The organism is Isoptericola variabilis 225, assembly GCF_000215105.1.
In the GTDB taxonomy this organism is placed as follows: domain Bacteria; phylum Actinomycetota; class Actinomycetes; order Actinomycetales; family Cellulomonadaceae; genus Isoptericola; species Isoptericola variabilis_A.
In genome coordinates this window covers 509,616-535,559 of the sequence record NC_015588.1, presented here as the reverse complement: position 1 = coordinate 535,559, position 25,944 = coordinate 509,616, and the positions used below count along the sequence as shown (strand labels likewise).

Here is a 25,944-nt window from a genome sequence, read left to right as displayed (position 1 = left end):
CGGGCCGTGCCGCGACGCCGTCGTCGCCGTCCGACGCCACCGGGCGTCGGCCAACCGTGAAGGGAGCCGCACGTGCGGATCGCCCTCGCCGCCACCTGCATCGCCGACACGATGTTCCCCGGCGCGCCGCGCGCCACCGTGCGCCTGCTCGAGCGCCTAGGCCACGAGGTCGTGTTCCCGCGGGCGCAGGCCTGCTGCGGCCAGATGCACGTCAACACGGGCTACTTCGCCGAGGCCGTGCCCGTGGTGCGCAACCACGTCGTGACGTTCGCGCCCGTCGCCGACGGCGAGTGGGACGCGGTCGTCATCCCGTCCGGCTCGTGCACGGGCTCGGTCCGCCACCAGCAGGCGATGGTGTGCCGGCGCGCGGGGCTCGACGACCTCGCGGCGACCGCCGAGGCCGTGGCCGCGAAGACCTACGAGCTCTCCGAGCTGCTCGTCGACGTGCTCGGGCTGACCGACGTCGGCGCGTGGTTCCCGCACCGCGTCACCTACCACCCCACGTGCCACTCGCTGCGCATGCTGCACGTGGGCGACCGGCCGCTGCGCCTGCTGCGCGCGGTCGCCGGAATCGACCTCGTCGAGCTGCCCGAGGCCGAGTCGTGCTGCGGGTTCGGCGGCACGTTCGCGCTGAAGAACGCCGACACGTCCGCCGCGATGCTCGCCGACAAGACGGCGCACGTGCGCGCGACGGGCGCCGACGTGCTCACCGCCGGCGACATGTCGTGCCTCATGCACATCGGCGGCGGCCTGTCGCGGCAGCGCGCGGGCGTCCGTACGCTCCACCTCGCCGAGATCCTCGCCTCCACGCGCGACGAGCCGACGCCCGTCCCGGCCGGGCACGCCGTGCGGACGGAGGTGGCCCGATGAGCCGCACGTTCCTCGGCCTCCCCCGCCGCCTGTCCCGGCCCGACGACGCCGCGACACCCGCCGGCACCGGCGCGGCCGACCCGTTCGGTCCGGTTCCGCACCCCCAGGCGCCGCTGCGCTGGGGCGACGCCTTTCCGGCGGCGGCGCGCGAAACCCTCAAGAACGACCAGCTGCGCCGCAACCTCGGCCACGCGACGCGGGTCATCCGCGCCAAGCGCGCGGCCGTCGTCGGCGAGGTCCCGGACTGGGAGGCGCTGCGCGACGCCGGGTCGGCGCTCAAGGAGCGGGTCATGGCCGAGCTGCCCGAGCTGCTCGCGCAGCTCGAGGAGAACGTCACGGCACGCGGCGGCGTCGTCCACTGGGCCCGCGACGCGGCCGAGGCCAACCGCATCGTCGCCGAGATCGCGAAGGCCAAGGGCGCCGACGAGGTCGTCAAGGTCAAGTCGATGGCCACCCAGGAGATCGGGCTCAACGAGCACCTCGCCGCCGAGGGCATCGCCGCGATCGAGACGGACCTCGCCGAGCTCATCGTGCAGCTCGCCGACGACATGCCGTCGCACATCCTCGTGCCCGCCATCCACCGCAACCGGACGGAGATCCGCGACATCTTCCTCGCGCGCATGGGCGACGCGCCGCCCGACCTGTCCGACGTGCCGCGCGAGCTCGCCATGGCCGCCCGCGCGCACCTGCGCCGCAAGTTCCTCTCGGCGAAGGTCGCGGTGAGCGGCGCCAACTTCGGCGTCGCGTCGACCGGCACGCTCGCCGTCGTCGAGTCGGAGGGCAACGGGCGCATGTGCCTCACGCTGCCCGAGACCCTCGTCACCGTCATGGGGATCGAGAAGCTCGTGCCGGGCTTCGAGGACCTCGAGGTCTTCCTCCAGCTCCTCCCCCGCTCGTCGACGGGCGAGCGCATGAACCCGTACACGTCCCTGTGGACGGGCGTGACGCCGGGCGACGGGCCGAGCGAGTTCCACCTCGTGCTGCTCGACAACGGCCGCACCGACGTGCTCGCGGACGAGGTCGGCCGGGCCGCGCTGCACTGCATCCGCTGCTCGGCGTGCCTCAACGTCTGCCCCGTGTACGAGAGGGTCGGCGGGCACGCGTACGGCTCGGTCTACCCCGGCCCGATCGGCGCGATCCTCACGCCGCAGCTCACGGCGTCGACCGGCGGCATGTCCGGGCACGACGACGTCAACGCGGCCCTGCCGTACGCCTCCACCCTGTGCGGCGCCTGCTACGAGGTCTGCCCCGTGAAGATCGACATCCCGTCGATCCTCGTCGACCTGCGCGCCCGGGAGGTCGACGCGGACCGCTCGCGCCGCGGCGTCGACCCGTGGGCCGCGGCCATGAAGGCCGCGTCGTGGGTCATGTCCGACGGCGGTCGGTTCGGTCTCGCGGGCCGCGCGGCGACGCTCGGGCACCGGCTCGGCGGGCGCGACGGCGTCATCTCGACCGCACCGCCGCCTGCCTCGGCCTGGACCCGGTCCCGGGACCTGCCCGCCCCGCCGGCGCAGACGTTCCGGCAGTGGTGGGCGGAGCACGAGGCCGCGCGTCCGGGAGAGCACGACCAGGGAGAAGACCGATGACCGATGCACGCACCGAGGTGCTGTCCCGGGTGCGCGCGGCGCTGGGCCGCCCCGGCACCGGAACGACGCCCGCCGGGAAGGTCGGCGCCCCGCCGCGCGACGTCGTCGTGCCGCGTGACTACCGGGCCGCGGGCGAGCACGCGCCCGGGTCCCCCGAGGTGCTCGACCAGCTCGTCGACCGCCTCGTCGACTACAAGGCCCACGTCCACCGGGTCGCCGAGCCCGAGCTCCCCGCCGCCGTCGCCGCCCTCCTCCACGAGTTGTCAGGCTCACGCCCGGGTATACCGGGCCCTGGACCTGACAACTCGGAGGAGAGCGTGACGGTCGTGGTGCCGCACGGCCTCGACCGGGCCTGGCTCGCCGCGCTTCCCGACGGCGTCGTCGTCCGCGAGGACTCCCCCGACGCCCCGCTGCCGGCGGCGGAGCTCGACGCGGTCGACGCCGTGCTCACCGCGGCACGCGTCGCGTGCTCGGAGACCGGCACCATCGTGCTCGACGGCGAGCCGGACCAGGGTCGCCGCGCCATCTCCCTCGTGCCGGACGTGCACCTGTGCGTCGTCCGCGCGGAGCAGGTGGTGCAGACCGTGCCCGAGACGGTCCGGCTGCTCGGCGCGCACCCGGAGCGCCCGCTGACGTGGATCTCCGGACCGAGCGCGACGAGCGACATCGAGCTCGACCGGGTCGAGGGCGTGCACGGGCCCCGGACGCTGCACGTGCTGCTGGTCTCGCCTGCGTCCTGACCCGGCGCCTCGAGCGGGAGGACCTACTTGTTCAGGCCCGGCGGCGTGCGCGGCGACTTGCCCGGGGTGGCCTCGGTGAGGCTCTCGAGCAGGGCGTAGTACGAGGGCTTCTTCTCGAAGTCCTCGGTCATGATCGTCGCGTAGCCCTCCGGGAAGACGCCCGGGACCCACGAGCGGGCGTCGTCGAAGCCCCAGACGGTGTAGCTCGTGCAGGCAGGCACGTTGAGGCACGCCTCGAGCATCTTGTCGAACCGCTCGGCCTGGAGCGCGATCTGCTCGGCGGTCGGCTCGCCGTCCTCGCCGAGCGGCATGCGCACGTCGGCCTCGGTGACGGACACCTTGAGCCCCAGGTCCGCGAACCGCTCGAAGTTGGCCTGGATCGACTCGTCGAAGCCGTACTGCAGGCTCAGGTGGCCCTGGGCGCCGAAGCCGTGGATCGGCACGCCGTCGGCGAGGAGCTCCTGCACCAGGGCGTAGTAGGCGTCGGTCTTGGTGTTGATGCCCTCGGCGTTGTAGTCGTTGAGGAAGAGGACCGCCTCGGGGTCGGCCTCGTGCGCCCAACGGAAGGCGTCACCGATGAGGGCGACCGGGTCGTCGGCACAGGCCTTGAGGAACGGGTTGGCCTCGGTGCGCAGGCGCACGCCGCCGGCGTCCCAGGTGTCCTGGAAGATCTCGTTGGCGACGTCCCACTCGTAGATCTGGCCGGCGTACCGGCCGACGACGGTGCGGATGTGCTCCTCGAGGACGTCGCGGGCCTCCTCGCAGGTCCACGTGGCGCTGGCGTCGATCACCCACTGCGGGTTCTGGCTGTGCCAGAGCAGCGTGTGGCCGCGGACCTCCTGGCCGTTGGCCTCGGCGAACGCCACGACGGCGTCCGCACCGGAGAAGTCGTAGACGCCCTCCTCCGGGTGGATCTCGGCCCACTTCATGTCGTTCTCGGGGGTGAGCGAGTTGAACTCCTCGGCGAGGATGCGCTGGAACTCGGTCGGGTTCTTCGGGTCGTAGTCGAGCAGGTCACGCTGACCCCACACGGCGCTGCCGATCTTGACGTCGCGCGGCGCCTCGGATCGCAGGGTCGGCTCCGGCGGAGCGGCCTGGGCCGCGGGCATCGCCACCGCCAGTGCGGTGATCGCCGACGCCGCGACGGCGGCGACGCGGGTCATGGTCGTGGGATGGGACATCGTTGTTCCTCTCCGATCGGGGTCCGACGACTTGAGGCAAGCCGTCGAACAAATCCGGGCGTGAGCAGGATAACGATGTCGATAACGATTTCTCAATAGGCGTGCAGGCCCGCTCCCGCGCGGGTGGTGGAGCGCTCGACGGCCGGTCGTCAACGGGCCGGGAAAAGCCGCACAATGGGCTCCCGTGACCGACAGCGACCTGCCCGCGACCGCCCCGGCGGCCGACGCCCTCTTCGACGTCCCGCCGGACGCCCGGCGGCCCGCCGCGCGCGTCGTGCTGCTCACGGGCCCGTCGGGGTCGGGCAAGTCGGCGCTGACGCGCCGGCTCGGTCTGCCGGTCGTCGCGCTCGACGACTTCTACCGCGACGTCGACCACCCGGGCATGCCGATGCGCTACGGCATCGTCGACTGGGACGACCCGCGCAGCTGGGACGGCGCCGCCGCGCTCGAGGCGCTGCGCACCGTGACGACCACGGGCCGCACCGAGGTGCCGGTCTACGACATCCCGACGTCGCGCCGCACGGGCACGACGGTGGTCGAGACGCAGGGGGCGCCGCTCGTCGTCGCCGAGGGCATCTTCGCCGCCGAGCTCGTCGAGGCGTGCCGCGCCGAGGGGCTCCTCGCCGACGCGATCTGCCTCGTCCGGCCGCGGCTCGTGACCTTCTGGTTCCGCTTCCTGCGCGACGTCGCGGAGGCGCGCAAGCCGCTCGGCACGCTCGTGCGCCGGGGCTGGGGACTGCTGCGCGAGGAGCCGCGCCTCGTGCGGCGGTGGGTCGCCTTGGGCTGCCGCACGGCGACCCCTGGTCAGGCGGAGAGGGCCATCCGTATCCTCGCCCGGTAGCGGGTCCTCAAGCGTCCGCCAAGAAGTCATGTGATCGTAACGAGGCGGTCATCCATGCCACCTCACCGTGGCCCATCGTGGTACCAGGAGGTGGTCTTGTGATCCAGCGCGACGGGCTTCGTGCGCTCTCGCTCTACGAGGGCTTCTTCAGCGGTGGCGCCCGGGCGCTGCACTCGACGGTGGTGGCCGGCCTGCACGCCGCGGGCCGGCAGAAGCACTCGGTGCTCAGCATCCACCGCGAGGTGCGGCGCGAGGCGACGCTGCAGCGGATGGTCGACGACCAGCGCTACCGCGCCCTGCGTGCGGCGGGCGTGCGGATCTCGTCGCTCGGCCGCTCGAGCGACGGCGACCACGACCCGCAGCGGTTCACCGAGGCGGAGATGGCCTCCGCGGCCCGGCACGCGGCCGCCGCGCACGTCGTCGTCTCGCTCAAGGAGCAGCCGCTGCGGCTGGTGAACCAGGCCGGGTTCCCCGACCGCCCGGTCGTCGCGTGCCTGCACCGGTCGGACCCCGAGCACTCGGGCACCGCGCTCGACGACCTGCTCGCGGCCGCCGCCGCGGGCCGCCTCGCCGCCGTGGTGTGCTGCGCCGAGTCGACGCGGCTGGCCTACCGCGCCGCGGGCGTGCCGGACCACCTGCTGCGCGTCATCCCCAACGGCATCAACCTCGCGCGGTTCCGGCCCGTCTCGGGTGCGCGCCGTCTCGCGCTGCGCGGGGCGCTGGCCCTGCCCGGCGACGCGACCGTCGTCGTCTACGCCGCCAGGTACGACGCGATGAAGAACCCCGGCCTGTTCGTCGACTCCGCGCGCCTGTTCCTCGAGCGGGACCCGGACGGCCACGTGGTCCTGTGCGGCGCGGGGATGACGACGGCCAACCCGGGCCTCGAGGCGGACCTGCGCCGCGCGTTCGCCGACCGGCCCGACCTGCTGGACCGCGTGCACGCGCTCGGCGTCCGGCACGACATGGAGCTCGTCCTGGCGGCGGCCGACGTCGTCGCGCTCACGTCGGTGTTCGGCGAGGCGGCGCCGCTGTGCCTCATCGAGGGCGCGATGTGCGGCGCGATCCCCGTCACGACGCCCGTCGGCGACAGCGCGCGCATCGTCGACGGCATCGGGTTCGTCACGGGCTTCGACCCGGGCGAGATCGCGGCCACGTGGTCCGAGGCGGCGGCGCGCCGCACCGAGCTGGGCGGCGCGCTCACCGCGGCCCGCCCGCGGTTCAGCCACGTGCGGATGCTGTCCGCCTACGCGGGCGTGCTGGAGCGTGCCGCGCACGGCGCCGGCCTGCAGGTCGCCCGGGTGTAGCCCTCGCGGCCCGCCGGCCGACGGGGCGCTACGGCCGCGTGGACTCGCGCAGCACGACCTCGTGGTCGACGACCGTCTCGGTCGCCGCGGCACCGTCGTCGACGGCGGCCACGACCGCCCGGCGGCCCATCTCCTCGAGCGGGATATGGACGGTCGTCAGGGCGGGCGCGTGGTCGCGCAGCGTCGGCACGTCGTCGAACCCCGCGACGCGCACGTCGCGCGGGACCTCGACACCGAGCTCGCGCAGCCGCGCGATGACGCCGATCGCCATGACGTCGGTGACCGCGAAGACGCACGGCGGCTCGCCGGCCTCGGCCCGCACGAGCCGGGCCAGCTCGTCGCCGATCTCGTGCCCGCCGTCGCGCGAGAACTCCGTCTCGAGCGTCGCGACGACGTCGCCGCCGCCGGCCCGCACGGCCTCGGCGAACGCGCCCGCGCGCTCCTGCGACGTCGCGACGCGCGCGGGGCCGCTGAGCACGACGAACCGCCGGTGCCCCTGGCCGAGCAGCGCCGTGGCGAGGTCCCGGGCGCCCTCGGCGTTCGGCGGCCGCACGACCCGGGCGTCGCCGAGCGGCTGGCCGACGATCACGGCACGCCCGCCCGCGGCCTCGTACGCCCCGAGCTCCGCAACGAGCGCGGCGTCCTCGTCGGACGACCAGCGCGTCCCGGCGACGACGATCCCGTCGACCCGGTGCGCGGCGAACGCGGCGACGGCGTCGCGCTCGGCGGCCGGGTCGCGCTCGGTCGAGGCCAGCAGGACGAGGCGCCCCCGCTCGCGGGCGGCGGCCTGCGCCCCGGCCGCGATGGTGGAGAAGTAGGGGTCCGAGATGTCCTGGACGACGAGGCCCAGCAGCCCGGTCCGCGCGCGGGCCAGGGCCTGCGCCTGGGCGTTGACGACGTAGCCGAGCTCCGCGGCCGCGGCGCGCACGCGCTCGACGAGCTGCGGTCCGGGCTGACGGTCGGACCCGTTGAGGACGCGCGACGCCGTCGCGAGCGACACCCCCGCCCGCTGAGCGACGTCCTGCAGCCGTGCCCTGGCCACGTGCACCTCCTCCGGCGCCGTCGTCGGCACCCGTTCGACCCGCGTGCTTGACGCACCCACTGGCACACCTTACCGTGGGCAGGAAAGCGCATTCCACGCGCGTCCCTCGTGACGCCCCACCAGACCCCCGCGCCGCCCGGCACGGCGGCCGGACGAAGGAGTCCCCCGTGAGCACCACCCGCACCCTGCGCATCGCCATGAACGGCGTGACCGGCCGCATGGGCTACCGCCAGCATCTCGTGCGCTCGATCCTGCCCATCCGCGAGCAGGGCGGCGTCGAGCTTCCCGACGGCTCGCGCGTCCAGGTCGAGCCGGTCCTGGTGGGCCGCAACGAGGAGAAGCTGCGCGAGCTGGCGAAGAAGCACGACGTCGCCGAGTACACGACCGACCTCGACGGCATCATCAACGACGCCGACACAGACATCGTGTTCGACGCCGCGATGACCAACCTGCGCCCCGAGACCCTGAGCAAGGCCATGCGGGCGGGCAAGCACGTCTACACCGAGAAGCCCACGGCCGAGACGCTCGCCGAGGCCGTCGAGCTCGCCCGCCTGCGCGAGGAGACCGGCGTGACCGCCGGCGTCGTGCACGACAAGCTCTACCTGCCCGGCCTCGTCAAGCTCCGCCGCCTCGTCGACGAGGGCTTCTTCGGCCGCATCCTGTCGCTGCGCGGCGAGTTCGGCTACTGGGTCTTCGAGGGCGACATCCAGCCCGCGCAGCGCCCGTCGTGGAACTACCGCAAGGAGGACGGCGGCGGCATGACGACGGACATGTTCTGCCACTGGAACTACGTCCTCGAGGGCATCATCGGCTCGGTCAGGACCGTCAACGCCCAGACCGTCACGCACATCCCGAGGCGCTGGGACGAGCAGGGCAAGCCCTACGACGCCACCGCCGACGACGCCGCCTACGGCATCTTCGAGATGGAGACCCCCGCGGGCGACCCGGTCGTCGCGCAGATCAACTCGTCCTGGGCCGTGCGGGTCTACCGCGACGAGCTCGTCGAGTTCCAGGTCGACGGCACGCACGGCTCCGCCGTCGCCGGCCTCTTCAAGTGCGTCTCCCAGCAGCGCGCCAACACCCCCAAGCCGGTCTGGAACCCGGACCTGCCCACGACCGAGAAGTTCCGCGAGCAGTGGGCCGAGGTGCCGGCCAACACCGAGCTCGAGAACGGCTTCAGGCTGCAGTGGGAGGAGTTCCTGCGCGACGTCGTCGCCGGGCGCCCGCACCGCTTCGACCTGCTCTCCGCCGCGCGCGGCGTCCAGCTCGCCGAGCTGGGCCTGCGCTCGTCCGCCGAGGGCCGCCGCCTCGACGTCCCGGAGATCACGCTGTGAGCGCGCCGACGACGTCCCTCGCGCCCGTCCTCGCGCCGAGCGGCGTGACGGTCCGCCTCCCGCGGTTCGACGACGCCGGCCGCCCGGTCGGCACCGAGGTGCGCGAGCTCAACGCCCCGGGTCCGTGGACGACGCCCGCCGGTGAGATCACCTCGCGCGTCGCGTTCGCCGCGGCGCACGTCGTGCCGCACGTCGGCGCGGAGAACGTGCCGGGCGCGCCCGCGGTCGTCGACTGGGACTCGACCCTCGCGTACCGGCACCGGATCTGGGAGCACGGGCTCGGCGTCGCCGACGCCATGGACACCGCGCAGCGCGGCATGGGCCTCGACTGGGCCGCGACGCAGGAGCTCGTGCGCCGCTCCGCCGCCGAGGCGGCGTCGGTCGGCGCCCGCATCGCGTGCGGCGCGGGGACCGACCAGCTCGACCCCGCGTCGGTCGAGGCCGGCGAGGCCGGGCTGGCCGCCGTCACCGAGGCGTACCGCGAGCAGGTGCGCGTCGTGCAGGAGGCCGGGGCACAGGTCATCGTCATGGCGTCGCGCGCCCTGGCCAAGGTCGCCCGCTCGGCCGAGGACTACGCGCGCGTCTACGACGCGGTGCTCGCCGAGGCCGACAGCCCGGTGATCCTGCACTGGCTCGGCACGATGTTCGACCCGGCGCTCGCCGGCTACTGGGGCTCGGACAGCGTCGACACCGCGACCGCCACGTTCCTCGACCTCATCAAGGCCCACCAGGCCAAGGTCGACGGCGTCAAGGTGTCGCTGCTCGACGCGCAGCACGAGATCGGCCTGCGCCGCGCGCTCGCCGCGCTCGAGGGACCGACGGTCCGCCTCTACACGGGCGACGACTTCAACTACCCCGAGCTCATCGCGGGCGACGACCAGGGCTACTCCGACGCACTGCTCGGCATCTTCGCGGCGATCTACCCCGCCGCGTCGACCGCGCTGCAGGCGTTCGACGCCGGCGAGGCGGGGCGCGGGCACGCGATCCTCGCGTCGACCGAGAAGCTGGGCCGGCACATCTTCTGCGCGCCGACCTACTTCTACAAGACGGGCGTCGCGTTCCTGTCGTGGCTCAACGGCTTCCAGCCGGGCTTCCAGCTCGTCGGCGGGCTGCACTCCGGCCGGTCGCTCGCGCACCTCGTGGAGCTCGCGCGCCTGGCGGACGGCTGCGGCATGCTGCTCGAGCCGGAGACGGCCGCGAAGCGCCTCGACGCGCTCCTGGTCACGAACGGGGTGACCGCGTGAGCGCCCCGGACCTGAGCCGCTGCTCGCTCAACACGGCGACGGTCAAGCACGCGTCGCTCACCGAGGCGGTCGAGGCCGCCGCGGGAGCCGGGCTCGGCGCGGTGGGCCTGTGGCGCCACCAGGTGCAGGAGGCCGGCGCGGAGAAGGCCGCACGGATCGTGTCCGACGCCGGGCTGCGCGTCTCGTCGCTGTGCCGCGGGGGCTTCCTCACGGCCACCGACGACGCCGGGATCGCGGCGGCGCTCGAGGACAACCGGCGGGCCATCGAGGAGGCCGCGACGGTCGGCACGCGCGAGCTCGTGTTCGTCGTCGGCGGCCTGCCCGCGGTGAGCGCGCCCGGCCAGGGCCCGCGGCCCGACGCCGGTCCGCAGGACCGTGACATCGTGGCCACCCGTGCACGCGTCGCGGACCGCCTCGCCGACCTGGCGCCGGTGGCGGCCGAGCACGACGTGCGGATCGTCCTCGAGCCGCTGCACCCGATGTTCGCGGCCGACCGCGCCGTGATCTCGACGCTGGGCCAGGCGCTCGACCTCGCCGCGCCGTTCGCCCCCGAGACCGTGGGCGTCGTCGTGGACACGTACCACGTGTGGTGGGACCCGGCGCTCGAGGAGTCGATCGCCCGGGCCGGGCGCGAGGGCCGCATCGCGAGCTACCAGGTCTGCGACTGGGTGCTGCCGCTCGCGGCCGAGCCCCTGAACTCGCGCGGGCACGTCGGCGACGGCTACGTCGACTTCCCGACGATCTCGCGCTGGGTCGCGGCGGCCGGCTACGCCGGCGACGTCGAGACCGAGATCTTCAACGAGGAGATCTGGGCGGCCGACCCGCGCCGGACCGCGGAGACGGTCGGCGCGCGGTACGCCGCGCACGTCCTGCCCCACCTCTGAGCAGGCGGGACACCGGAACCCCGGGCGCCGTCGTCGTGCTGATGCCCACGACGACGGCGCCCGGCCGTCTCCCGGCGTGTGAGCCGGGTCACCGGCGCGGGGGCGTCCCGGGGCTGAAGGATGAGCGCTCCCACGGTAAGGTCGGATGCCGGACCCGAGCGCCGGCACGCCGGCAGCACCGACGAGAAGGAGCGCACCGTGACCCACGGCGACGTCCGCATCGAGGACGACGGCTACCTCTGGGTGATGCGGGGTGAGGTCGACGCCGCGGTCCAGGCCCGCCACGAGGAGCAGCTGCTCCAGGTCACGCGTGCCGCGAGCCGGCGGATCGTCATCGACCTGTCCGACGTGAGCTTCATGGACTCCGGCGGCCTGCGTCTGCTGTACCACGCCGCGGACGGCAGCCCGCAGCCGCCGCTGCTCAAGGGCGCACCGGCGCGCATCCGCGACCTGCTCGAGCTCTCCGGCGTCATCGGCCTGTTCACGCTCGAGGACGAGCAGGAGGCAGGCGCCTCCCCGACCGCTCAGGCGGGCGTATGACGCTGCTCGAAGCTGCTCCCCCCGCGGAGCTCACCGAGGTCGAGGCCTGGACCGTCTGCGGCGTCGACGACGTCGCGCACGTCCGCGCACGCCTGGAGGATGCGCTCGCCGCCGCACCCGGCGGGCGCGTGCTCGACGCCAAGGCCCGCGACCGCATCATCCTCGTCGCGTCCGAGCTCGCGACCAACGCCGTGCGCCACGGCAGCCAGCCGGTGACGCTGCGCCTGCTCGGCCACGGCAGCACGTTCGTGGTCGACGTCGTCGACCACCGCCCCGACGCACCGCCCGTCGTGGGGACCGCCGGTGCGGGCACCGGGGGCTTCGGGCTCATCCTCGCCGCACGCGCGGCCAAGGGGCTGGGCTGGTTCCGCGCCCAGGGCGCGAAGCACGTGTGGGCGCAGTTCGCCTGACGCCCGCGAGGCCTCAGGCCTCCCGCCGCACCACCAGCAGGGTCGCGTCGTCGGCCGACCGCTCGTCGCGCGTGCTGCGCAGGACCTCGTCGACGTCCACCGCCGGGCCGCGCACGAACGCCGTCGCGAGCCGCGCGAGCCCCTCGCCGATCGACTCGTCGCGACGCTCCACCAGCCCGTCGCTGTAGAGCACGAGCGCGCCGCCCAGGGGCACCTCGACGCGGGTCGCCGGCGGGACGTCGCGCGCGAGGCCGAGCGGCGGGGCACCGGCCTTGGGGCCCCACCGGACGGCGCCGTCGGGCTGCACGACGAGCAGGGGCGGGTGCCCCAGCGACACGTTCTCGACGACGCCTGTGACCGGGTCGACGAGCGCGACCGTGAGCGTCGCGACCTCGCCCGGGAGCGTCCAGCGCACGACCTCGAAGAGCAGGCGGGCCGCCTCGTGCGCGGTGCTGCTGCCGACCAGCGACGTGCGCAGCGCCGTGCGCAGCTGGCCCATGGTCGCCGCGGCCTGCAGGCCGTGGCCCGTGACGTCGCCCACGACGAGCGCGAGGTGGCCCGAGGGCAGCACGAGCGCGTCGTACCAGTCGCCGCCGACGAGCCCGGCCCCGGCCGCCTCGTAGCGCGCCTCGACGGTCCACCCGTCGACGTGCGCGAGGTCGTGCGGCAGGAGGCTGCGCTGCAGCTCCTCGGTCGCCCGGACCTCCTTGCGCCCGCGCAGGTAGAGCGCCTCGAGCAGGTGCACGCGCAGGGCGGCCGCGCTGTCGACCTGGTCCTCGGTCCACGGCAGGCTGTGCCCGTCGACGACCTCCCGCCAGCGCTCCTCCGAGGCCCGCAGCATGGTGCGGATCGGGTCGTCGGCGCGCAGCGGCCGGCTCGACGACGGATCGCTGCCCCACTCGACGCGCCGCTGCACCTCGTCGCGGAGCCAGATGAGGACCTGGCCCTCCGGCAGCGCGATGCCCATGACGCCGGCGACGTCGGGGGCCGCGGCCGCGACGTCGGGCGCGGTCTCACGCAGGCAGTCGGTCGCGATGACCTCCTCGCCGGCGCCCGAGACCCAGGCGATGAGCGCCTGCTGGCCCGCGGCGTCGGGCACGTGCCCGACGCTCGTCACGCGCCCCTCGGCGCGCACGATCGCGCCGTCCGCGCGCACGAGGCGACGGGTCCAGCCGGAGCGCGTGATGGCCGTGCCGAGCGGCACGGACTCGTCGCGGGAGTCGGCGGCGAGGTGGGCCAGGACGCGTTCCTGGCGGCGTGCCTCGGCGTCGCGGTCGGCGCCGACCTGGGCGGCGCGCAGGGCCGAGAGGGTGCTCGCGATGAGCTCCACGCCGACGCGCACGTCGTAGGGGACGCGCTTCGGGCTCCCGTAGTGGTGGCCGTAGACGACGCCCCACAGCTCGCCGCCGTACGACAGCCCGACCGCGATCGTGGCGCGGGCGCCGCGGGCGCGGTGCAGCGCGACGTACTCGCGCGGCTCGGCGCGCAGCGTCGCCGCCGACAGGTCGAGCTGGCGGCCCGCGACCGACGGGTCCGCCGCCAGGACCGGCACGGGCTCGGCCTCGGTGTCGTCGACCAGGTGCACGCGCAGGCTCTGGTGGAGCTCGCGCACCTCGGCGGGGATGTCGGACGCCGGGAAGTGGACGCCGGTCCACGGCGCGAGCCCGCGGCGGTGCGCCTCGGCGACGACCTCGGCGTTGCCCTGGGCGTCGAGCAGGTAGAGCGACACGCGCTCGAAGCCCGTCAGGGTGCGCATCGCCTCGAGCGCGACGTCGTACAGCTCGTCGAGCGACTCGGCGAGCTCGAGGTCTGCGAGCGCCGTGCGCAGCGGCCCGTAGCCGGTCGCGACGCCGTTGCCGGACGTCCGCGGCGCGAGCTCGACCACGACGAGCGAGGGCGCCGACGCCGACGTGCGGCGGGGACGGTGCAGGATCGCCTCGAGCTCTCCTCCCCCGCACCGGGCGGGCCGCTCGACCACGAGCGGGTTGACCGTGGCGAGGTCGACGCCCGCGACGACGGGCGCGAGGATCTGGCCGGCGGGGCCCGCGCCGAGCACGTCCGACAGGGGCTTGCCGAGGACCTCGCTCACCTCGAGACCCAGGAGGTCGGTCGCGGCGGAGGCGTGGAGGACGACGCCGTCGCTCACGCGCACCGCCAGGAGCACGCCGCGGGGCTGCACGGTCGCCGGGACGCCGACGCGCGCGACGGCCTCGCTCGCCGCGGCCTCGCTCGACGCCGGTACCGGCGCGGCAGACGCCGCAGCGGACTTCGTCACGTGTGCCCCTCCCGTGGGCTCCCATTTGTTTGGCGCCCCAAGCGTACCCCGGACGAGCCCCGTGGCCACAGCCCTGGACGATCGTCCAGCTTCGACCTGAGCACCTCCTGAGGCCGGGCGGGCGTATCGTGCCGTCTCCACACGACGATCACCGCCTCTCGACCACATGCGACGCGGGCCGGGGAACCGCGGCCCGCGCCCGTTCGTCCTACGAGGTGGCCCGCCGGCGTTCCCCCTTCGCCCGGCGGGCCGCCACCGTCCCCGACCGGAGAGCACCGATGAGCACGTCCCCCGCCACCACGCCCGTCCTGCGCGCCGACGGTCTCGCGGCCGGGTACGGAGGCCCCGACGTGGTGCGCGGCGTCGACCTGGAGCTCGTGCCCGGCCGCGAGCCGGTCGGGATCGTCGGCGAGTCCGGGGCGGGCAAGTCGACGATCGTCGCGGCCCTCGTCGGGCAGGTCCGCCCCACGGCAGGACGCGTCACGTGGGCCGGGCGCACCGTCACCCGCATCCCGCTGCGCGAGAAGAAGCGCTTCCGCGCGCAGGTGCGGCGCGTCACCCAGGAGGGCCTCGACGTCGACGCCCGCTGGACCGTCGACCGCGCGGTCGGCGCGGCCCTCACCGAGGCCCGGCGGGCAGGCTCGCCCAGCGGCGCGACGGTCGCCGAGCTGCTCTCCGACGTCGCGCTCGAGCCCCGGTTCGCCCCGCGCACGGTCGGCTCGCTCTCGGGCGGCGAGCGCCAGCGGCTGGCCCTGGCCCTCGCTCTCGCGACCCGCCCGGCCGCGCTGCTGCTCGACGAGCCGCTGACCGCCGTCGACCCCGGGATGCGCGGCGAGGTCGTGCGCCGGTTGACCGAGGCCACGGCGGCGGCCGGGACCGCGGTCCTGCTCGTCTCGCACGACCTCGAGCTCGTCGAGCGCCTGTGCACGACGGCGCACGTCCTCGCCGAGGGGACGTTCGTCGCGTCCGGGCCGCTGCAGGAGGTGCTCGCGACGTCGGACCACCCCGCCGTCCGCGGGCTCGCCGAGGCGGCGCCGCTCGCGGTGCAGCGCTTCGCCTGACGCCTTCTCCCGTGTCAGAAAGCTGGTGGGCCGGAGCCCACCAGGCTTCTGACAGCAGCCCGGCGACGGGACCGGGCCACGCGCGCACGTGGGGTTCTTCACGTGCGCGCGCGTGGGCATGGGAGCGGTTGTACGCTCGACGCCGGACCAGGGGCCGCGGGCGCGGCCACCACGAGGGAGATCGAGTGACCGAGCGCCGGTGTGCCAGGAGGATGGTGCCGTGACCTGCACCGAGGCCCCGCCGCGCGTCGGCAGGATGGCGCTGGTCGGCAGCTGGACGGTGCGCTCCGTGCACGAGCTCTCGGGCGTGCGCCACGCGCTGGCCGACCGGCTGCCGTGCGACTGCGCCGCCGCCACCGCCGACCCCGTCGAGGACACCGCCCTGTCCGGCGTCGAGCGCATCGTGCTCGTGGCGAGCGAGCTGGTGTCGAACGCGCTCCAGCACGCCGACGGCCCCGCGACCGTCCGGCTCCTGTGCGACGGCCGGTCGGTCCTGCTCGAGGTCGTCGACCGCAGCCCCGACGTACCGCCCGTGGTCGCGTCGCGGCGTCCGCCCGGCGAGGGCGGCTTCGGCCTGCACCTCGCGCGACGCGCCGCCCACACCGTGGGGTGGTACCGCACCGCGCGCGACGAGAAGCGCGTCTGGGCCCGCTTCACGGACCCGAGCCCCCTCGCGCCGAGGTAGCGCTCGGCCGCGCGAGGTAGCGCGTCCCGCGCCGAGGTAGCGCGCTACCTCGGCGAGCGGAGCGCTACCTCGGCGAGCGGAGCGCTACCTCGGCGAGCGGAGCGCTACCTCGGCGAGCGGAGCGCTACCTCGGCGTGCGGAGCGCTACCTCGGCGGGTAGGCGGTGAGCTCGGTGCTCGCCACGACGACGTCGCGCAGCGCGTCCAGCCCGCCGTCGAGCACACCGACGGCCCGCGCCTGGACGAGCACGTTCCCGAGCGCGGCGGCCTCGACCGGCCCGGCGACGACGGGCAGCCCGGTCGCCTCGGCCGTGAGCCGGCACAGCAGCTCGTTGCGCACCCCGCCGCCGGCGACGTGCACCGCACCGACCTCGACGCCCGCGAGCTCGCCCGCCCGCGCGACGACGCGTGCGTACGCCGTCGCGAGGCTGTCGAGCACGGCCCGCGCGAGCGCCGGACGCGTCGTCGGGACCACCTGCCCCGCGGCCTCGGCCGCCGCACGGAACCGTGCGGGCATGTCGCCGGGCGCGAGGAACGCGTCGTCGTCGACGTCGACGACGCACCGCCCGCCCGGCTCCTCGGCCGCCGCCGCGAGCAGCTCTCCGAGGTCCTCGGGCGTGCCCTCGCGCTCCCACTCGCGCAGGCACTCGTCGAGCACCCACAGGCCCATGACGTTGCGCAGGTACCGGACCGTGCCGTCGAGCCCGAGCTCGTTGGTGAAGTTCGCCGCGCGGCTCGCCTCGGTGAGCACGGGTGCGTCGAGCTCGAGCCCGACGAGCGACCACGTCCCGCTCGAGACGTACGCCGCCACCCCGGCCTCGCGAGCGCCGTCTGCAGCCCCGGCACCGAGCGGGATCGCCGCCACGGCCGACGCCGTGTCGTGCGACGCGACCGCCACGACGGGCACGTCGCCGAGCGCGGTCTCCTCCGCGAGCGCCGGCCGGAGCGGCCCGACGACGGTGCCCGGCTCGACGAGGTCGGGCAGGACGTCCTTGAGCCCGGCGAGGGCCGGGAACTCCGAGCCGAGGCGCCCCAGCAGCTCGTCGGACCAGGCGCGCGCACGGACGTCGAGCAGGCCCGTGGTCGACGCGTTGGTGACCTCGGCGACCTGGCGCCCCGTGAGCCAGCACGTGATGAGGTCCGGGATCAGCAGCAGCCCCCGCGCAGACCTCCACGCGGCGTCGTCGGCCCCCGCCACGAGCTGGAACTCCGTGGTGAACGCGAGGTGCTGCAGCCCGTTGACGGCGTAGTGCTCGGCGGGCGAGACGCGCTCGTACACGCGCTCGGCGGCGCCGAGGATGCGCGGGTCGCGGTAGCTGCGCGGCGCGCCGAGCAGCGCGCCGTCCGCGTCGAGCAGGCCGTAGTCGACGGCCCACGAGTCGACGCCGACCCCCTGGACCCGGGCGCCGCGTCGCGCGGCCTCGCGGCCGGCCTCGCGCAGACCGTCGACGATCCCGCGCCACAGGCCGAGCACGTCCCAGCGCAGGTCGACGACGTCGCCGCCGGCCCGCGGCACCGCGACCGGGCCGTTGGGGAACCGCCCGGTCTCCACGAGCTCGACGCGCGCGCTGCCGCCCCGCGAGCTGTCAGGCCCACGCCCCGGTATGCCGCGGCCTGGACCTGACACCTCGGGAGCGTCAGGGTGGACGACGCCGAGCATGACGCGCCCGCTCGTGGCGCCCAGGTCGACCGCGACGAACGCCGGCAGGCGAGCACCGCCGTCGGGCACGGCCGCCGCGCTCATCGCAGGAAGGCCTGCGCGACGCCGGCGTCGACGGGGACGTGCAGACCCGTGGTGTGCGAGAAGTCGGACGTGCACAGCGCGTAGACGGCGTTGGCGACGTGCTCCGGGAGCACCTCGCGCTTGAGCAGCGTGCGCTGGGCGTAGAACTTGCCCAGGTCCTCCTCGGGGATGCCGTAGGTCTTGGCCCGGTTCGCGCCCCACCCGGAGGCGAAGATGCCCGAGCCGCGCACGACGCCGTCGGGGTTGATGCCGTTGACCTTGATCCCGTGCTCGCCGAGCTCGGCGGCGAGCAGACGCACCTGGTGCGCCTGGTCGGCCTTGGTCGCCGAGTAGGCGATGTTGTTCGGGCCGGCGAAGACCGAGTTCTTCGACGAGATGTAGACGATGTCGCCGCCGAGCTTCTGGTCGACGAGGATGCGCGCGGCGTTCTTGGACACGAGGAACGAGCCCTTGGCCATGACGTCGTGCTGGAGGTCCCAGTCGGCCTCGGTCGTGTCGAAGAGCGACTTGCTCAGCGACAGGCCTGCGTTGTTGACGACGATGTCGACGCCGCCGAACGCCAGGACGGCCTCGCGCAGCGCGGCCTGGACGGCGGCCTCGTCGGCGACGTTCGCCGCGACCCCGATCGCGACGTCGGCCGACCCGATCTCGGCCGCGACACCCTGCGCCTTCTCCGCGTCGAGGTCCGCGATGACGACGCACGCGCCCTCGGACGCGAGACGATCGGCGATCGCCCTGCCGATGCCCGACGCCGCGCCGGTCACGAACGCGATGCGCGTCGCGAGCGGCTTGGGCTTGGGCCGGCGCTGCAGCTTGGCCTCCTCGAGAGCCCAGTACTCGATGCGGAACTTCTCCGACTCGTCGATCGGCTGGTACCGCGAGAGCGCCTCGGCGCCGCGCATGACGTTGATCGCGTTGACGTAGAACTCGCCGGCGACGCGCGCCGTCTGCTTGTCGGCGCCGTAGGAGAACATGCCGACGCCCGGCACGAGCACGATCGCGGGGTCCGCGCCACGCATCGCCGGCGGCTCCTCGCCGCGGGCCCGCGCCTCGGCCGCGCCGCGCTCGTAGTACGCGGTGTAGTCGGCGCGGTAGGCCTCGTGCAGCTCGGGCAGGCGCTCGACGATCTCCTCGACGCTCGCCGTGGCCGGCAGGTCGACCACGAGCGGCTTGACCTTGGTGCGGAGGAAGTGGTCGGGGCAGGACGTGCCGAGCTCGGCCAGGCGGGGGTGCGCCTCGCGGGAGACGAAGTCGAGCACGACGTCGGAGTCGGTGTAGTGCCCGACCTGCGGGTTGTCGTGCGACGCGATCGCGCGCAGGTGCGGCGCCAGGGCGGCGGCCTTGAGCCGGCGCTCCTCTGCGGGCAGCGGCTCGTACCCGGGCAGCACGGGGCCGAACGGCTCGCGGCGACCGTTCGCCTCGATGTACGCCGCGGCGGTCTCGATGATCCAGAGCGAGTTGCGCTCGGCCTCCTCGGAGGTGTCGCCCCACGCGGTGATGCCGTGGCCGCCGAGCACGGTGCCGATCGCCTCGGGGTGCTGCGCCTTGATCGCGGCGATGTCGAGACCGAGCTGGAAGCCGGGTCGGCGCCACGGCACCCACACGACCTTGCCGCCGAAGATCTTCGCGGTCAGCTCGGGGCCGTCGACGGCGGTCGCGATGGCGATGCCGGCGTCGGGGTGCAGGTGGTCGACGTGCGCGGCGTCGACGAGGCCGTGCATGGCCGTGTCGATGCTCGGCGCGGCGCCGCCCTTGCCGTGAAGGCAGTAGTCGAACGCGGCGACCATCTCGTCCTCGCGCTCGACGCCGGGGTAGACGTCCTGCAGCGCGCGCAGGCGGTCGAGCCGCAGCACCGCCAGGCCCTTCTCGGTCAGCGTGCCCAGGTCGCCGCCCGAGCCCTTGACCCACAGCAGCTCGACGTCCTGCCCGGTGACCGGGTCCTTCTCGACGCCCTTGGCGGACGTGTTGCCGCCGGCGTAGTTGGTGTTCCTCGGGTCGGCGCCGAGGCGGTTGGATCGCTCGACAAGGGAGGTGACGGTCTCGTTCGTCATCGTGGTGCTCCGTGAGAGGTTGCGGTCAGGCGGTGGGCGGCTCGTGGGCGGTACCCACCAGCGCGTCGGTCGTGAGCCACGCGGCGATGCGGGCGAGGCTGCGCGCGCACCCCGGGTCGTCGGGCTGGTTGAGGTGGCCGTGGTACGTCCCGTCCTCGCGGACGAGCAGCACGTCGACGCCCGCGGCGGCGAGCTCGGCCGCGTACGCCTCGCCCGACGACCGCAGCGCGTCGTGGTCGGAGTTGAGGACGAAGGTCGGCGGCAGGCCGCGCAGGTCCTGACCGCCGGGGAAGGCGTACGGCGACGTCGCGGGGCCCTCGTGCCCGAGGTAGTTGGCGTTGAGCGCGCGCACCGCCTCGGGCGGGAAGTTCCGCTCCGGCGCGAGCGTCGCCAGCTTGGCGGCGAGCTCGGGCCGGGGCTCGGGCAGCCCGTCGTGCGCGACCGGGTACGCCAGGACGACGCTGCGGGGCTGCGGGCCGCCGGCGTCGCGCAGCCGCAGCGACACGCCGGCGGCCAGGTTGCCGCCCGCGCTCGCCCCGCCGATCGACCAGCGCTCCGGCACGACGCCGAACCCGGCGTCGCGCGCCCAGCCGAACGCGGACGTCAGCTCCTCGGACGCGACCGGGAACCGGACCGCGTCCGGCGCCTGCGCCGCGGCGGCGCCCGGGGCCCGGTAGTCGATCGGCGGACACAGGCGGTAGTCGACGCTCGCGACGACGACGCCGTGGCGGGCGAGCGACCGCGCGACGCCGTCGGCCTCGTGCATGTCGAGGTCGCCGTGCATGAACGCCCCGCCGTGCGCCCACACGAGTCCCGCGCGGCGCTCGACGCCCGGGGCGGGCTCGTAGACCCGGACGCGCAGGTCGCCGTGGGGGCCGTCGGTCACGTGGTCGGTGACCACCGGCTCGCGCGAGCCGGCCTGCGGCGACGCAGGTACCGCCGTCGTGCCCGTGGTCACGCGCCCCACCCCGCCTGCTGGCCGCCGACGCGCTCGGCGGCGATCTTCGCCTGGTAGCCCGACTCGGCGTACGCGGCCATGGGGTCGGCCGGCAGGCCGCGCTTCTCGCGGTACTCGGCGAGCAGCGGGCGCACGTCGGTGTAGAACGCGTCCATGTAGATCGCGTTGGCGGTCAGCACGTCGCCCGCCTGCTGGGCCTGCGTCAGCGCCTCGCGGTCGAGCAGCAGCGCGCGCGCCGTCATCTCCTGGACGTTGAGCACCGAGCGGATCTGGCCCGGCACCTTGTCCTCGATGTTGTGGCACTGGTCGAGCATGAGCGCGACGCCCGAGCCCTCGTCGAGCCCGCCGCCGCGGACGACCTCGACCATGATCCGGAAGAGCTGGAACGGGTCCGCGGCGCCGACGATGAGGTCGTCGTCGGCGTAGAAGCGCGAGTTGAAGTCGAACGAGCCGAGCTTCCCGAGGCGCAGGAGCTGCGCGACGATGAACTCGATGTTCGTGCCGGGCGCGTGGTGGCCCGTGTCGAGGCAGACGAACGCCTTGTCGCCGAGCGCGGCCACGTGCGCGTACGAGGTGCCCCAGTCCGGGACGTCGGTGTGGTAGAACGCCGGCTCGAAGAACTTGTACTCGAGCACCATGCGCTGGTCGTCGGCCAGCTGCGCGTAGATCTCCTGCAGCGCCTCGTGCATGAGGTCCTGGCGCGTGCGGATGTCGCCCTGGCCCGGGTAGTTGGTGCCGTCGGCGAGCCAGATCTTGAGGTCGCGCGAGCCCGTCGCGTTCATGATCTCGATGCACTCGAGGTGGTGGTCGATCGCCTTGCGGCGCACGGCGGGGTCGATGTGCGTGAGCGACCCGAGCTTGTAGACGTCGTCCTGGAACGTGTTCGAGTTGATCGTCCCGAGGTCGACGCCGTGGTCGTTGGCGTAGCGCTTGAGCGCGGCGTAGTCGTCGACCTTGTCCCACGGGATGTGCAGCGCCACGGTCGGCGCAAGGCCCGTGAGCTCGTGCACCTTCGCGGCGTCGGCGATCTTCTCCTCGGGGTTGCGCGGCGTGCCCGGGGTGGAGAACACCTTGAAGCGCGTGCCGGAGTTGCCGTAGGCCCAGGACGGGACCTCGATCGCGAGGCGGTCGAGGACCGGGGTGATGTCGTCGAACGTGGGCATGGTGGTGTCCTTCCTCAGTCCTGGTCGGCCTGGTCGGCCCGGTCCGTGGCGTGCCCGACGGCGGCACCCGCGTCGGCGGCCTCGGCCGCGGCGAGCTGCGTCTCGAGGTGGAAGACCTCGGTGAGCTGGTCCATTTCGGCGTCCGGGCCGGCGCCGTCGAAGAACTCGGCCATCTCGGCCTGCCAGCGCGCGTTGACCTCGCGCGCGGCCATGCCGGCCTGCGCGGCGTCGAGGTCCTCGGTCTCGAAGTACCCGACCACGAGGCCGTCGGGCCGCGTGAAGATCGAGTAGTTCTCCCACCCGGTCTCGTGGAGCGCGCGCAGCATCTCGGGCCACACCTCGGCGTGCCGCCGCGCGTACTCGTCGAGCCGGTCGGGACGCACCCGGAACTGGAACATCACCCTGCGCCGTCCGGCACCGGGCGGAGTGGTCTGTGGAGCCACCGTCGGTCTCACTTCCCGCGTCTCCCTCGACGCGTCGATGAAACGATTCAATGCCCCGACGGTACACCGGGTGCGGCATGATCCGCAAGGATCGACCGGGCGCCGAGAGATGAGCGTGCGTAGGGCGGTCCGCCGGCCCGGCGTGCGCGGGCCCGGGTACGCCGGCGCGGCCGTCCGACACGACGCCGGGTGAAACGTTACAATCAGCACTCCCGCACCGCGCCGGTCCGAGCGCCCGGCGACGCACGGGGACCTGTCGACGAGGAGAGGACCCATGCCCCGCACCACGGCCCGCCGCCGCGCCTCCATCTCCGACGTGGCGCGCCTCGCCGGCGTGAGCGTCGGGACCGTGTCGAACGTGCTCAACCGCCCCGACCGCGTGTCGGAGGCGACGCGCGAACGCGTCGAGACCGCCATCGCGCAGCTGCAGTTCGTGCCCAACGGCTCGGCGCGCCAGCTGCGCGTCGGCACGATCACGACCGTCGGCGCCGTCGTCCTCGACATCGCGAACCCGTTCTTCACCGACCTCGCGCGCGGCATCGAGGCCCGCCTCGACCAGGACGACTACACGCTCATGGTCGCGAGCTCCGACGAGGACCCCGAGCGCGAGGCGCGGTACCTGCGCCTCTACGAGCAGCACGGGGTCCAGGGCATCATGGTCGTCCCCGCCACCGACGAGGTCGACCATCTCGTCGCGCTGGCCGACCGCGGGGTGCGCATCGTGCTGCTGGACCGGCCGTCGCCCGTCGAGTCGTTGTCCTCCGTGGCCGTCGACGACGTGCACGGCGGCGCGCTCGCCGTGCGGCACCTGCTCGAGCAGGGGCACACGCGCATCGCCTTCCTCAACGGCCCGCACACCATCCACCAGTGCGCCGACCGCTGGGCCGGCGCCGTCCAGGCCGTCGAGGCGGCCGGCCTCGACCCGGCCGACGTGCTCGAGGAGCTCACCGTCAGCCTCAACGCCGACGGCGGCGACGCCGGCACCCGCGCCCTCGTCGCCCGCGAGGACCGTCCCACGGCGATCTTCTGCGTCAACGACCTCGTGGCGCTCGGGTCGCTGCGCGTGCTGCGCCGCGCAGGGTTCTCGGTGCCGGACGACGTCGCGGTGGTCGGGTACGACGACGTCACGTTCGCCGCCGAGCTCGCCACCCCGCTCACCTCCGTGCGGCAGCCGACGCACGAGCTCGGCGTCCGCGCCGCCGACCTTCTGCTGCGCCCCGGCGACGCCGAGCCCGAGCACGTGATGTTCCAGCCGACACTCGTGGTCCGCGAGTCCTCCGCGAAGTAGCCGCACCCCCCGCCGAGGTAGCGCCGCACGCGCCGAAGTAGCGCTGCGCCCGCCGAAGTAGCGCGTCGCGTGCGCTACCTCGCCGAGCCGAGCGCTACCTCGCCGAGCCGTGCGCTACCTCGCCGAGCCGAGCGCTACCTCGCCGCGAGATGCGCTACCTCGACGACAGCTTGAACCGATTCATGACAGACTCTGGCCATGCGACGACGCACCTCCCCCGAGTCCTTCGACCCGTCCGTCGTCCGGCCCTGGAACGCCCGCATCGAGGGCCTGGGGTTCGGTGGCGACTACAACCCCGAGCAGTGGCCGCAGGAGGTCCGGCTCGAGGACATCGAGCTCATGCGCGAGGCGGGGGTCAACCTGCTGAGCGTGGCGATCTTCTCGTGGGCGACGATCGAGCCGCGCGAGGGCGAGCTCGAGTGGGGCTGGCTCGACGAGACGATGGACCGCCTGCACGACGCCGGCATCCAGGTCGCGCTCGCCACCGCCACCGCGTCGCCGCCGCCGTGGCTGACGCGCAAGCACCCGGAGATCCTGCCGCGACTCGCCGACGGCACGGTGCTGCACCAGGGCGGCCGCCAGTCGTACGCGGTCACGCACCCCGTCCACCGGGAGTACGCGCTGCGGATGGCCGCGCGCATGGCCGAGCGGTACTCCGAGCACCCGGCGCTCGCGCTGTGGCACGTCGACAACGAGATCGGCTGCCACGTCCCCCGCGACTACTCCGACGCCGCCGCCGCGGCGTTCCGCGAGTGGCTGCGCGCCCGCTACGGCACCGTCGAGAACCTCAACGAGGCGTGGGGCACCGCGTTCTGGTCCCAGCGCTACGGCTCGTTCGACGACGTCCTGCCGCCGCTCGTCGCGCCGACGTTCGCCAACCCGACGCAGCAGCTCGACTTCGACCGCTTCTCGTCCGACGCGCTCCTCGACTACTACCGCGACCTGCGCGACACGCTGCGCGAGATCACGCCGCACGTCCCGACGACGACGAACCTCATGGCGTCGAGCCACACCAAGGGCATGGACTACTTCGCGTGGGCGCCGGAGCTCGACGTCGTCGCCAACGACCACTACACGGTCGCGGCGGACCCGGACCGCCACGTCGAGCTGGCGTTCTCCGCCGACCTCTCGCGCGGCGTCGCGGGCGGCGACCCGTGGATCCTCATGGAGCACTCGACGTCGGCGGTCAACTGGCAGCCGCGCAACCGCACCAAGCTCCCCGGCGAGCTCCTGCGCAACTCGCTGCAGCACGTCGCGCGCGGCGCCGACTCGGTCATGTTCTTCCAGTGGCGGGCCTCCCGGGCGGGCGCCGAGAAGTACCACTCGGGCATGGTCCCGCACGCCGGCACCGACACGGACGTGTGGCGCGGCGTCGTCGAGCTCGGCCGGGTGCTGCGCGCGCTCGGCGAGGTGCGGGGCTCGCGCGTCCGCTCGCGCGCGGCGATGGTCGTCGACTGGCCGTCGTGGTGGGGCTCCGAGCTCGACTCGCACCCGACGCAGGCGCTGCGCTACATGGACCAGGTCCAGGCGTGGTACCGCGCGCTGTGGCGCCTCGGCGTCACGGTCGACATGGTGCCGCCGCACGGCGACCTCACGGCCTACGACCTCGTCGTCCTGCCGACCACGTACCTCGTCACCGACGCCGACGCCGCGAACGTCGCGTCCGCGGCCGAGCGCGGCGCGACCGTCGCGATCACCTACTTCTCCGGGATCGTCGACGAGCACGACCACGTGCGCCTCGGCGGCTACCCGGGCGCCTTCCGCGAGCTGCTCGGCGTGCGCACCGAGGAGTTCTACCCGCTCCAGGAGGGCGAGACCGTCAGGGTCGAGGGCAAGGCGGTCGGCGGCGAGGCCAGCGCCGACCTGTGGACCGAGAAGACGCACGTCGCCGACGGCACCGAGGTCGTGGCCTCGTACGACGACGGCGCGCTCGCCGGGTGGCCCGCGGTCACCCGTCGCTCCGTGGGGCAGGACGGCGCCGCCTGGTACGTCGCGACCCGGCTCGACGCCGCGGGGCTCGACGCGCTCGCGGCCCGCCTGGTCGAGGAGTCCGGCGTCGGGCCCGACGTCGCCCCGCCGGCGGGCGTCGAGGTCGTGCGCCGCTGGTCCGAGGACGGCGCCACCTCGTGGCTGTTCGCCATCAACCACACCGACGCCGACGCGACGCTCGGCACGCCCGAGGCCCCGGTCCGCGGCACCGAGCTCCTCACGGGCGAGGCCGCCGACGGCGCGCTCACCGTCCCGGCGAGGGCCGTCCGCGTCGTCCGGATCGGCTGACCGTCCCACTGTGGGCATGATTTC

Annotated in this window: 22 protein-coding genes; 14 read left to right on the top strand and 8 right to left on the bottom strand. The window is 74.4% G+C overall.

The annotated features are described in order from the left end of the window. The first annotated feature begins 72 nt into the window (after window positions 1-72). Genes ISOVA_RS02510 through ISOVA_RS02500 form a run of 3 tightly spaced genes read left to right on the top strand, consistent with a single transcriptional unit; the run spans window position 73 to window position 3,196 of the window. Window positions 73-870 (top strand): (Fe-S)-binding protein, encoded by a 798-nt coding sequence (locus ISOVA_RS02510; RefSeq protein ID WP_013837690.1) that lies wholly within the window; start codon window positions 73-75, stop codon window positions 868-870. After that, complete coding sequence (locus tag ISOVA_RS02505; RefSeq protein WP_013837689.1) at window positions 867-2,456, top strand: LutB/LldF family L-lactate oxidation iron-sulfur protein; 1,590 nt, start codon at window positions 867-869, stop codon at window positions 2,454-2,456. The genes ISOVA_RS02510 and ISOVA_RS02505 overlap by 4 nt, the downstream gene beginning before the upstream one ends. Beyond that, entirely contained in the window at window positions 2,453-3,196 is a 744-nt protein-coding gene (locus ISOVA_RS02500) for a LutC/YkgG family protein (RefSeq protein WP_013837688.1), read from the top strand. The genes ISOVA_RS02505 and ISOVA_RS02500 overlap by 4 nt, the downstream gene beginning before the upstream one ends. A 23-nt stretch (window positions 3,197-3,219) precedes the next feature. Here ISOVA_RS02500 and ISOVA_RS02495 read toward each other — a convergent pair whose 3' ends face one another. After that, window positions 3,220-4,377, bottom strand: coding sequence for an endo-1,4-beta-xylanase (locus ISOVA_RS02495; RefSeq protein ID WP_013837687.1), 1,158 nt, complete (start codon window positions 4,375-4,377; stop codon window positions 3,220-3,222). A gap of 184 nt (window positions 4,378-4,561) precedes the next feature. Between ISOVA_RS02495 and ISOVA_RS02490 the strand changes: the two genes are divergently transcribed. Further along, window positions 4,562-5,218 (top strand): uridine kinase family protein, encoded by a 657-nt coding sequence (locus ISOVA_RS02490; protein WP_013837686.1) that lies wholly within the window; start codon window positions 4,562-4,564, stop codon window positions 5,216-5,218. 98 nt (window positions 5,219-5,316) lie between these two features. Further along, window positions 5,317-6,522, top strand: a complete 1,206-nt coding sequence (locus ISOVA_RS02485; protein WP_013837685.1) for a glycosyltransferase — start codon at window positions 5,317-5,319, stop codon at window positions 6,520-6,522. A 28-nt stretch (window positions 6,523-6,550) separates the two neighbouring features. Here ISOVA_RS02485 and ISOVA_RS02480 read toward each other — a convergent pair whose 3' ends face one another. Next, the gene (locus ISOVA_RS02480; protein WP_013837684.1) at window positions 6,551-7,564 is read right to left on the bottom strand and encodes a LacI family DNA-binding transcriptional regulator; all 1,014 of its coding nucleotides are present in this window, start codon (window positions 7,562-7,564) and stop codon (window positions 6,551-6,553) included. 197 nt (window positions 7,565-7,761) lie between these two features. Between ISOVA_RS02480 and ISOVA_RS02475 the strand changes: the two genes are divergently transcribed. The 5 genes from ISOVA_RS02475 to ISOVA_RS02455 all read left to right on the top strand — a co-directional run bounded on the left by ISOVA_RS02475 (window position 7,762) and on the right by ISOVA_RS02455 (window position 11,976). After that, window positions 7,762-8,898 (top strand): Gfo/Idh/MocA family protein, encoded by a 1,137-nt coding sequence (locus ISOVA_RS02475; RefSeq protein WP_041295061.1) that lies wholly within the window; start codon window positions 7,762-7,764, stop codon window positions 8,896-8,898. 44 nt (window positions 8,899-8,942) lie between these two features. Next, window positions 8,943-10,142, top strand: coding sequence for a dihydrodipicolinate synthase family protein (locus ISOVA_RS02470; protein WP_049788400.1), 1,200 nt, complete (start codon window positions 8,943-8,945; stop codon window positions 10,140-10,142). Next, window positions 10,139-11,026 carry a sugar phosphate isomerase/epimerase family protein gene (locus ISOVA_RS02465; RefSeq protein WP_013837681.1) on the top strand — a complete coding sequence of 296 codons (888 nt, stop codon included), beginning with the start codon at window positions 10,139-10,141 and terminating at the stop codon, window positions 11,024-11,026. The genes ISOVA_RS02470 and ISOVA_RS02465 overlap by 4 nt, the downstream gene beginning before the upstream one ends. A gap of 120 nt (window positions 11,027-11,146) precedes the next feature. Then, window positions 11,147-11,566 (top strand): STAS domain-containing protein, encoded by a 420-nt coding sequence (locus ISOVA_RS02460; protein WP_143762037.1) that lies wholly within the window; start codon window positions 11,147-11,149, stop codon window positions 11,564-11,566. After that, on the top strand, window positions 11,563-11,976 hold the full coding sequence (locus ISOVA_RS02455) for an ATP-binding protein (RefSeq protein WP_013837679.1): 414 nt from the start codon (window positions 11,563-11,565) through the stop codon (window positions 11,974-11,976). Before ISOVA_RS02460 ends, ISOVA_RS02455 begins: the two co-directional genes overlap by 4 nt. Window positions 11,977-11,989: 13 nt before the next feature. Here the strand turns inward: ISOVA_RS02455 and ISOVA_RS02450 are convergent, their stop codons facing one another. Beyond that, on the bottom strand, window positions 11,990-14,251 hold the full coding sequence (locus ISOVA_RS02450) for a SpoIIE family protein phosphatase (RefSeq protein ID WP_013837678.1): 2,262 nt from the start codon (window positions 14,249-14,251) through the stop codon (window positions 11,990-11,992). Between the two features lie 278 nt (window positions 14,252-14,529). On the opposite strand from ISOVA_RS02450, the gene ISOVA_RS02445 reads away from it, so the two are divergent. Further along, complete coding sequence (locus ISOVA_RS02445) at window positions 14,530-15,312, top strand: ATP-binding cassette domain-containing protein (protein ID WP_013837677.1); 783 nt, start codon at window positions 14,530-14,532, stop codon at window positions 15,310-15,312. 220 nt (window positions 15,313-15,532) lie between these two features. Next, window positions 15,533-15,997 carry an ATP-binding protein gene (locus ISOVA_RS02440; protein WP_013837676.1) on the top strand — a complete coding sequence of 155 codons (465 nt, stop codon included), beginning with the start codon at window positions 15,533-15,535 and terminating at the stop codon, window positions 15,995-15,997. 144 nt (window positions 15,998-16,141) lie between these two features. Here the strand turns inward: ISOVA_RS02440 and ISOVA_RS02435 are convergent, their stop codons facing one another. From ISOVA_RS02435 to ISOVA_RS02415, 5 genes are read right to left on the bottom strand one after another with little or no spacing between them, the layout of a single operon-like run. Beyond that, window positions 16,142-17,740 carry a rhamnulokinase gene (locus ISOVA_RS02435; RefSeq protein WP_013837675.1) on the bottom strand — a complete coding sequence of 533 codons (1,599 nt, stop codon included), beginning with the start codon at window positions 17,738-17,740 and terminating at the stop codon, window positions 16,142-16,144. Beyond that, entirely contained in the window at window positions 17,737-19,791 is a 2,055-nt protein-coding gene (locus ISOVA_RS02430; protein WP_013837674.1) for a bifunctional rhamnulose-1-phosphate aldolase/short-chain dehydrogenase, read from the bottom strand. The genes ISOVA_RS02435 and ISOVA_RS02430 overlap by 4 nt, the downstream gene beginning before the upstream one ends. Before the next feature lie 25 nt (window positions 19,792-19,816). Further along, window positions 19,817-20,749, bottom strand: coding sequence for an alpha/beta hydrolase (locus tag ISOVA_RS02425; RefSeq protein ID WP_186004561.1), 933 nt, complete (start codon window positions 20,747-20,749; stop codon window positions 19,817-19,819). Beyond that, window positions 20,746-21,912 (bottom strand): L-rhamnose isomerase, encoded by a 1,167-nt coding sequence (rhaI, locus tag ISOVA_RS02420; RefSeq protein ID WP_013837672.1) that lies wholly within the window; start codon window positions 21,910-21,912, stop codon window positions 20,746-20,748. Before rhaI ends, ISOVA_RS02425 begins: the two co-directional genes overlap by 4 nt. A 14-nt stretch (window positions 21,913-21,926) precedes the next feature. Then, on the bottom strand, window positions 21,927-22,310 hold the full coding sequence (locus tag ISOVA_RS02415) for an L-rhamnose mutarotase (RefSeq protein ID WP_013837671.1): 384 nt from the start codon (window positions 22,308-22,310) through the stop codon (window positions 21,927-21,929). Window positions 22,311-22,629: 319 nt separating this feature from the next. On the opposite strand from ISOVA_RS02415, the gene ISOVA_RS02410 reads away from it, so the two are divergent. Both ISOVA_RS02410 and ISOVA_RS02405 read left to right on the top strand, forming a co-directional pair. Then, window positions 22,630-23,643 (top strand): LacI family DNA-binding transcriptional regulator, encoded by a 1,014-nt coding sequence (locus ISOVA_RS02410; RefSeq protein ID WP_013837670.1) that lies wholly within the window; start codon window positions 22,630-22,632, stop codon window positions 23,641-23,643. A gap of 198 nt (window positions 23,644-23,841) precedes the next feature. Then, the gene (locus ISOVA_RS02405; protein WP_013837669.1) at window positions 23,842-25,920 is read left to right on the top strand and encodes a beta-galactosidase; all 2,079 of its coding nucleotides are present in this window, start codon (window positions 23,842-23,844) and stop codon (window positions 25,918-25,920) included. Window positions 25,921-25,944 lie beyond the last annotated feature (24 nt).

Coding starts and splice junctions, on each gene's coding strand:
- rhaI (WP_013837672.1), bottom strand. CDS start 21,912: ATGCCCACGTTCGACGACATCACCCCGGTCCTCGACCGCCTCGCGATC.
- ISOVA_RS02475 (WP_041295061.1), top strand. CDS start 7,762: ATGAACGGCGTGACCGGCCGCATGGGCTACCGCCAGCATCTCGTGCGC.
- ISOVA_RS02455 (WP_013837679.1), top strand. CDS start 11,563: ATGACGCTGCTCGAAGCTGCTCCCCCCGCGGAGCTCACCGAGGTCGAG.
- ISOVA_RS02405 (WP_013837669.1), top strand. CDS start 23,842: ATGCGACGACGCACCTCCCCCGAGTCCTTCGACCCGTCCGTCGTCCGG.
- ISOVA_RS02435 (WP_013837675.1), bottom strand. CDS start 17,740: ATGAGCGCGGCGGCCGTGCCCGACGGCGGTGCTCGCCTGCCGGCGTTC.
- ISOVA_RS02495 (WP_013837687.1), bottom strand. CDS start 4,377: ATGTCCCATCCCACGACCATGACCCGCGTCGCCGCCGTCGCGGCGTCG.
- ISOVA_RS02445 (WP_013837677.1), top strand. CDS start 14,530: ATGAGCACGTCCCCCGCCACCACGCCCGTCCTGCGCGCCGACGGTCTC.
- ISOVA_RS02410 (WP_013837670.1), top strand. CDS start 22,630: ATGCCCCGCACCACGGCCCGCCGCCGCGCCTCCATCTCCGACGTGGCG.
- ISOVA_RS02500 (WP_013837688.1), top strand. CDS start 2,453: ATGACCGATGCACGCACCGAGGTGCTGTCCCGGGTGCGCGCGGCGCTG.
- ISOVA_RS02415 (WP_013837671.1), bottom strand. CDS start 22,310: ATGTTCCAGTTCCGGGTGCGTCCCGACCGGCTCGACGAGTACGCGCGG.
- ISOVA_RS02505 (WP_013837689.1), top strand. CDS start 867: ATGAGCCGCACGTTCCTCGGCCTCCCCCGCCGCCTGTCCCGGCCCGAC.
- ISOVA_RS02460 (WP_143762037.1), top strand. CDS start 11,147: ATGAGCGCTCCCACGGTAAGGTCGGATGCCGGACCCGAGCGCCGGCAC.
- ISOVA_RS02430 (WP_013837674.1), bottom strand. CDS start 19,791: ATGACGAACGAGACCGTCACCTCCCTTGTCGAGCGATCCAACCGCCTC.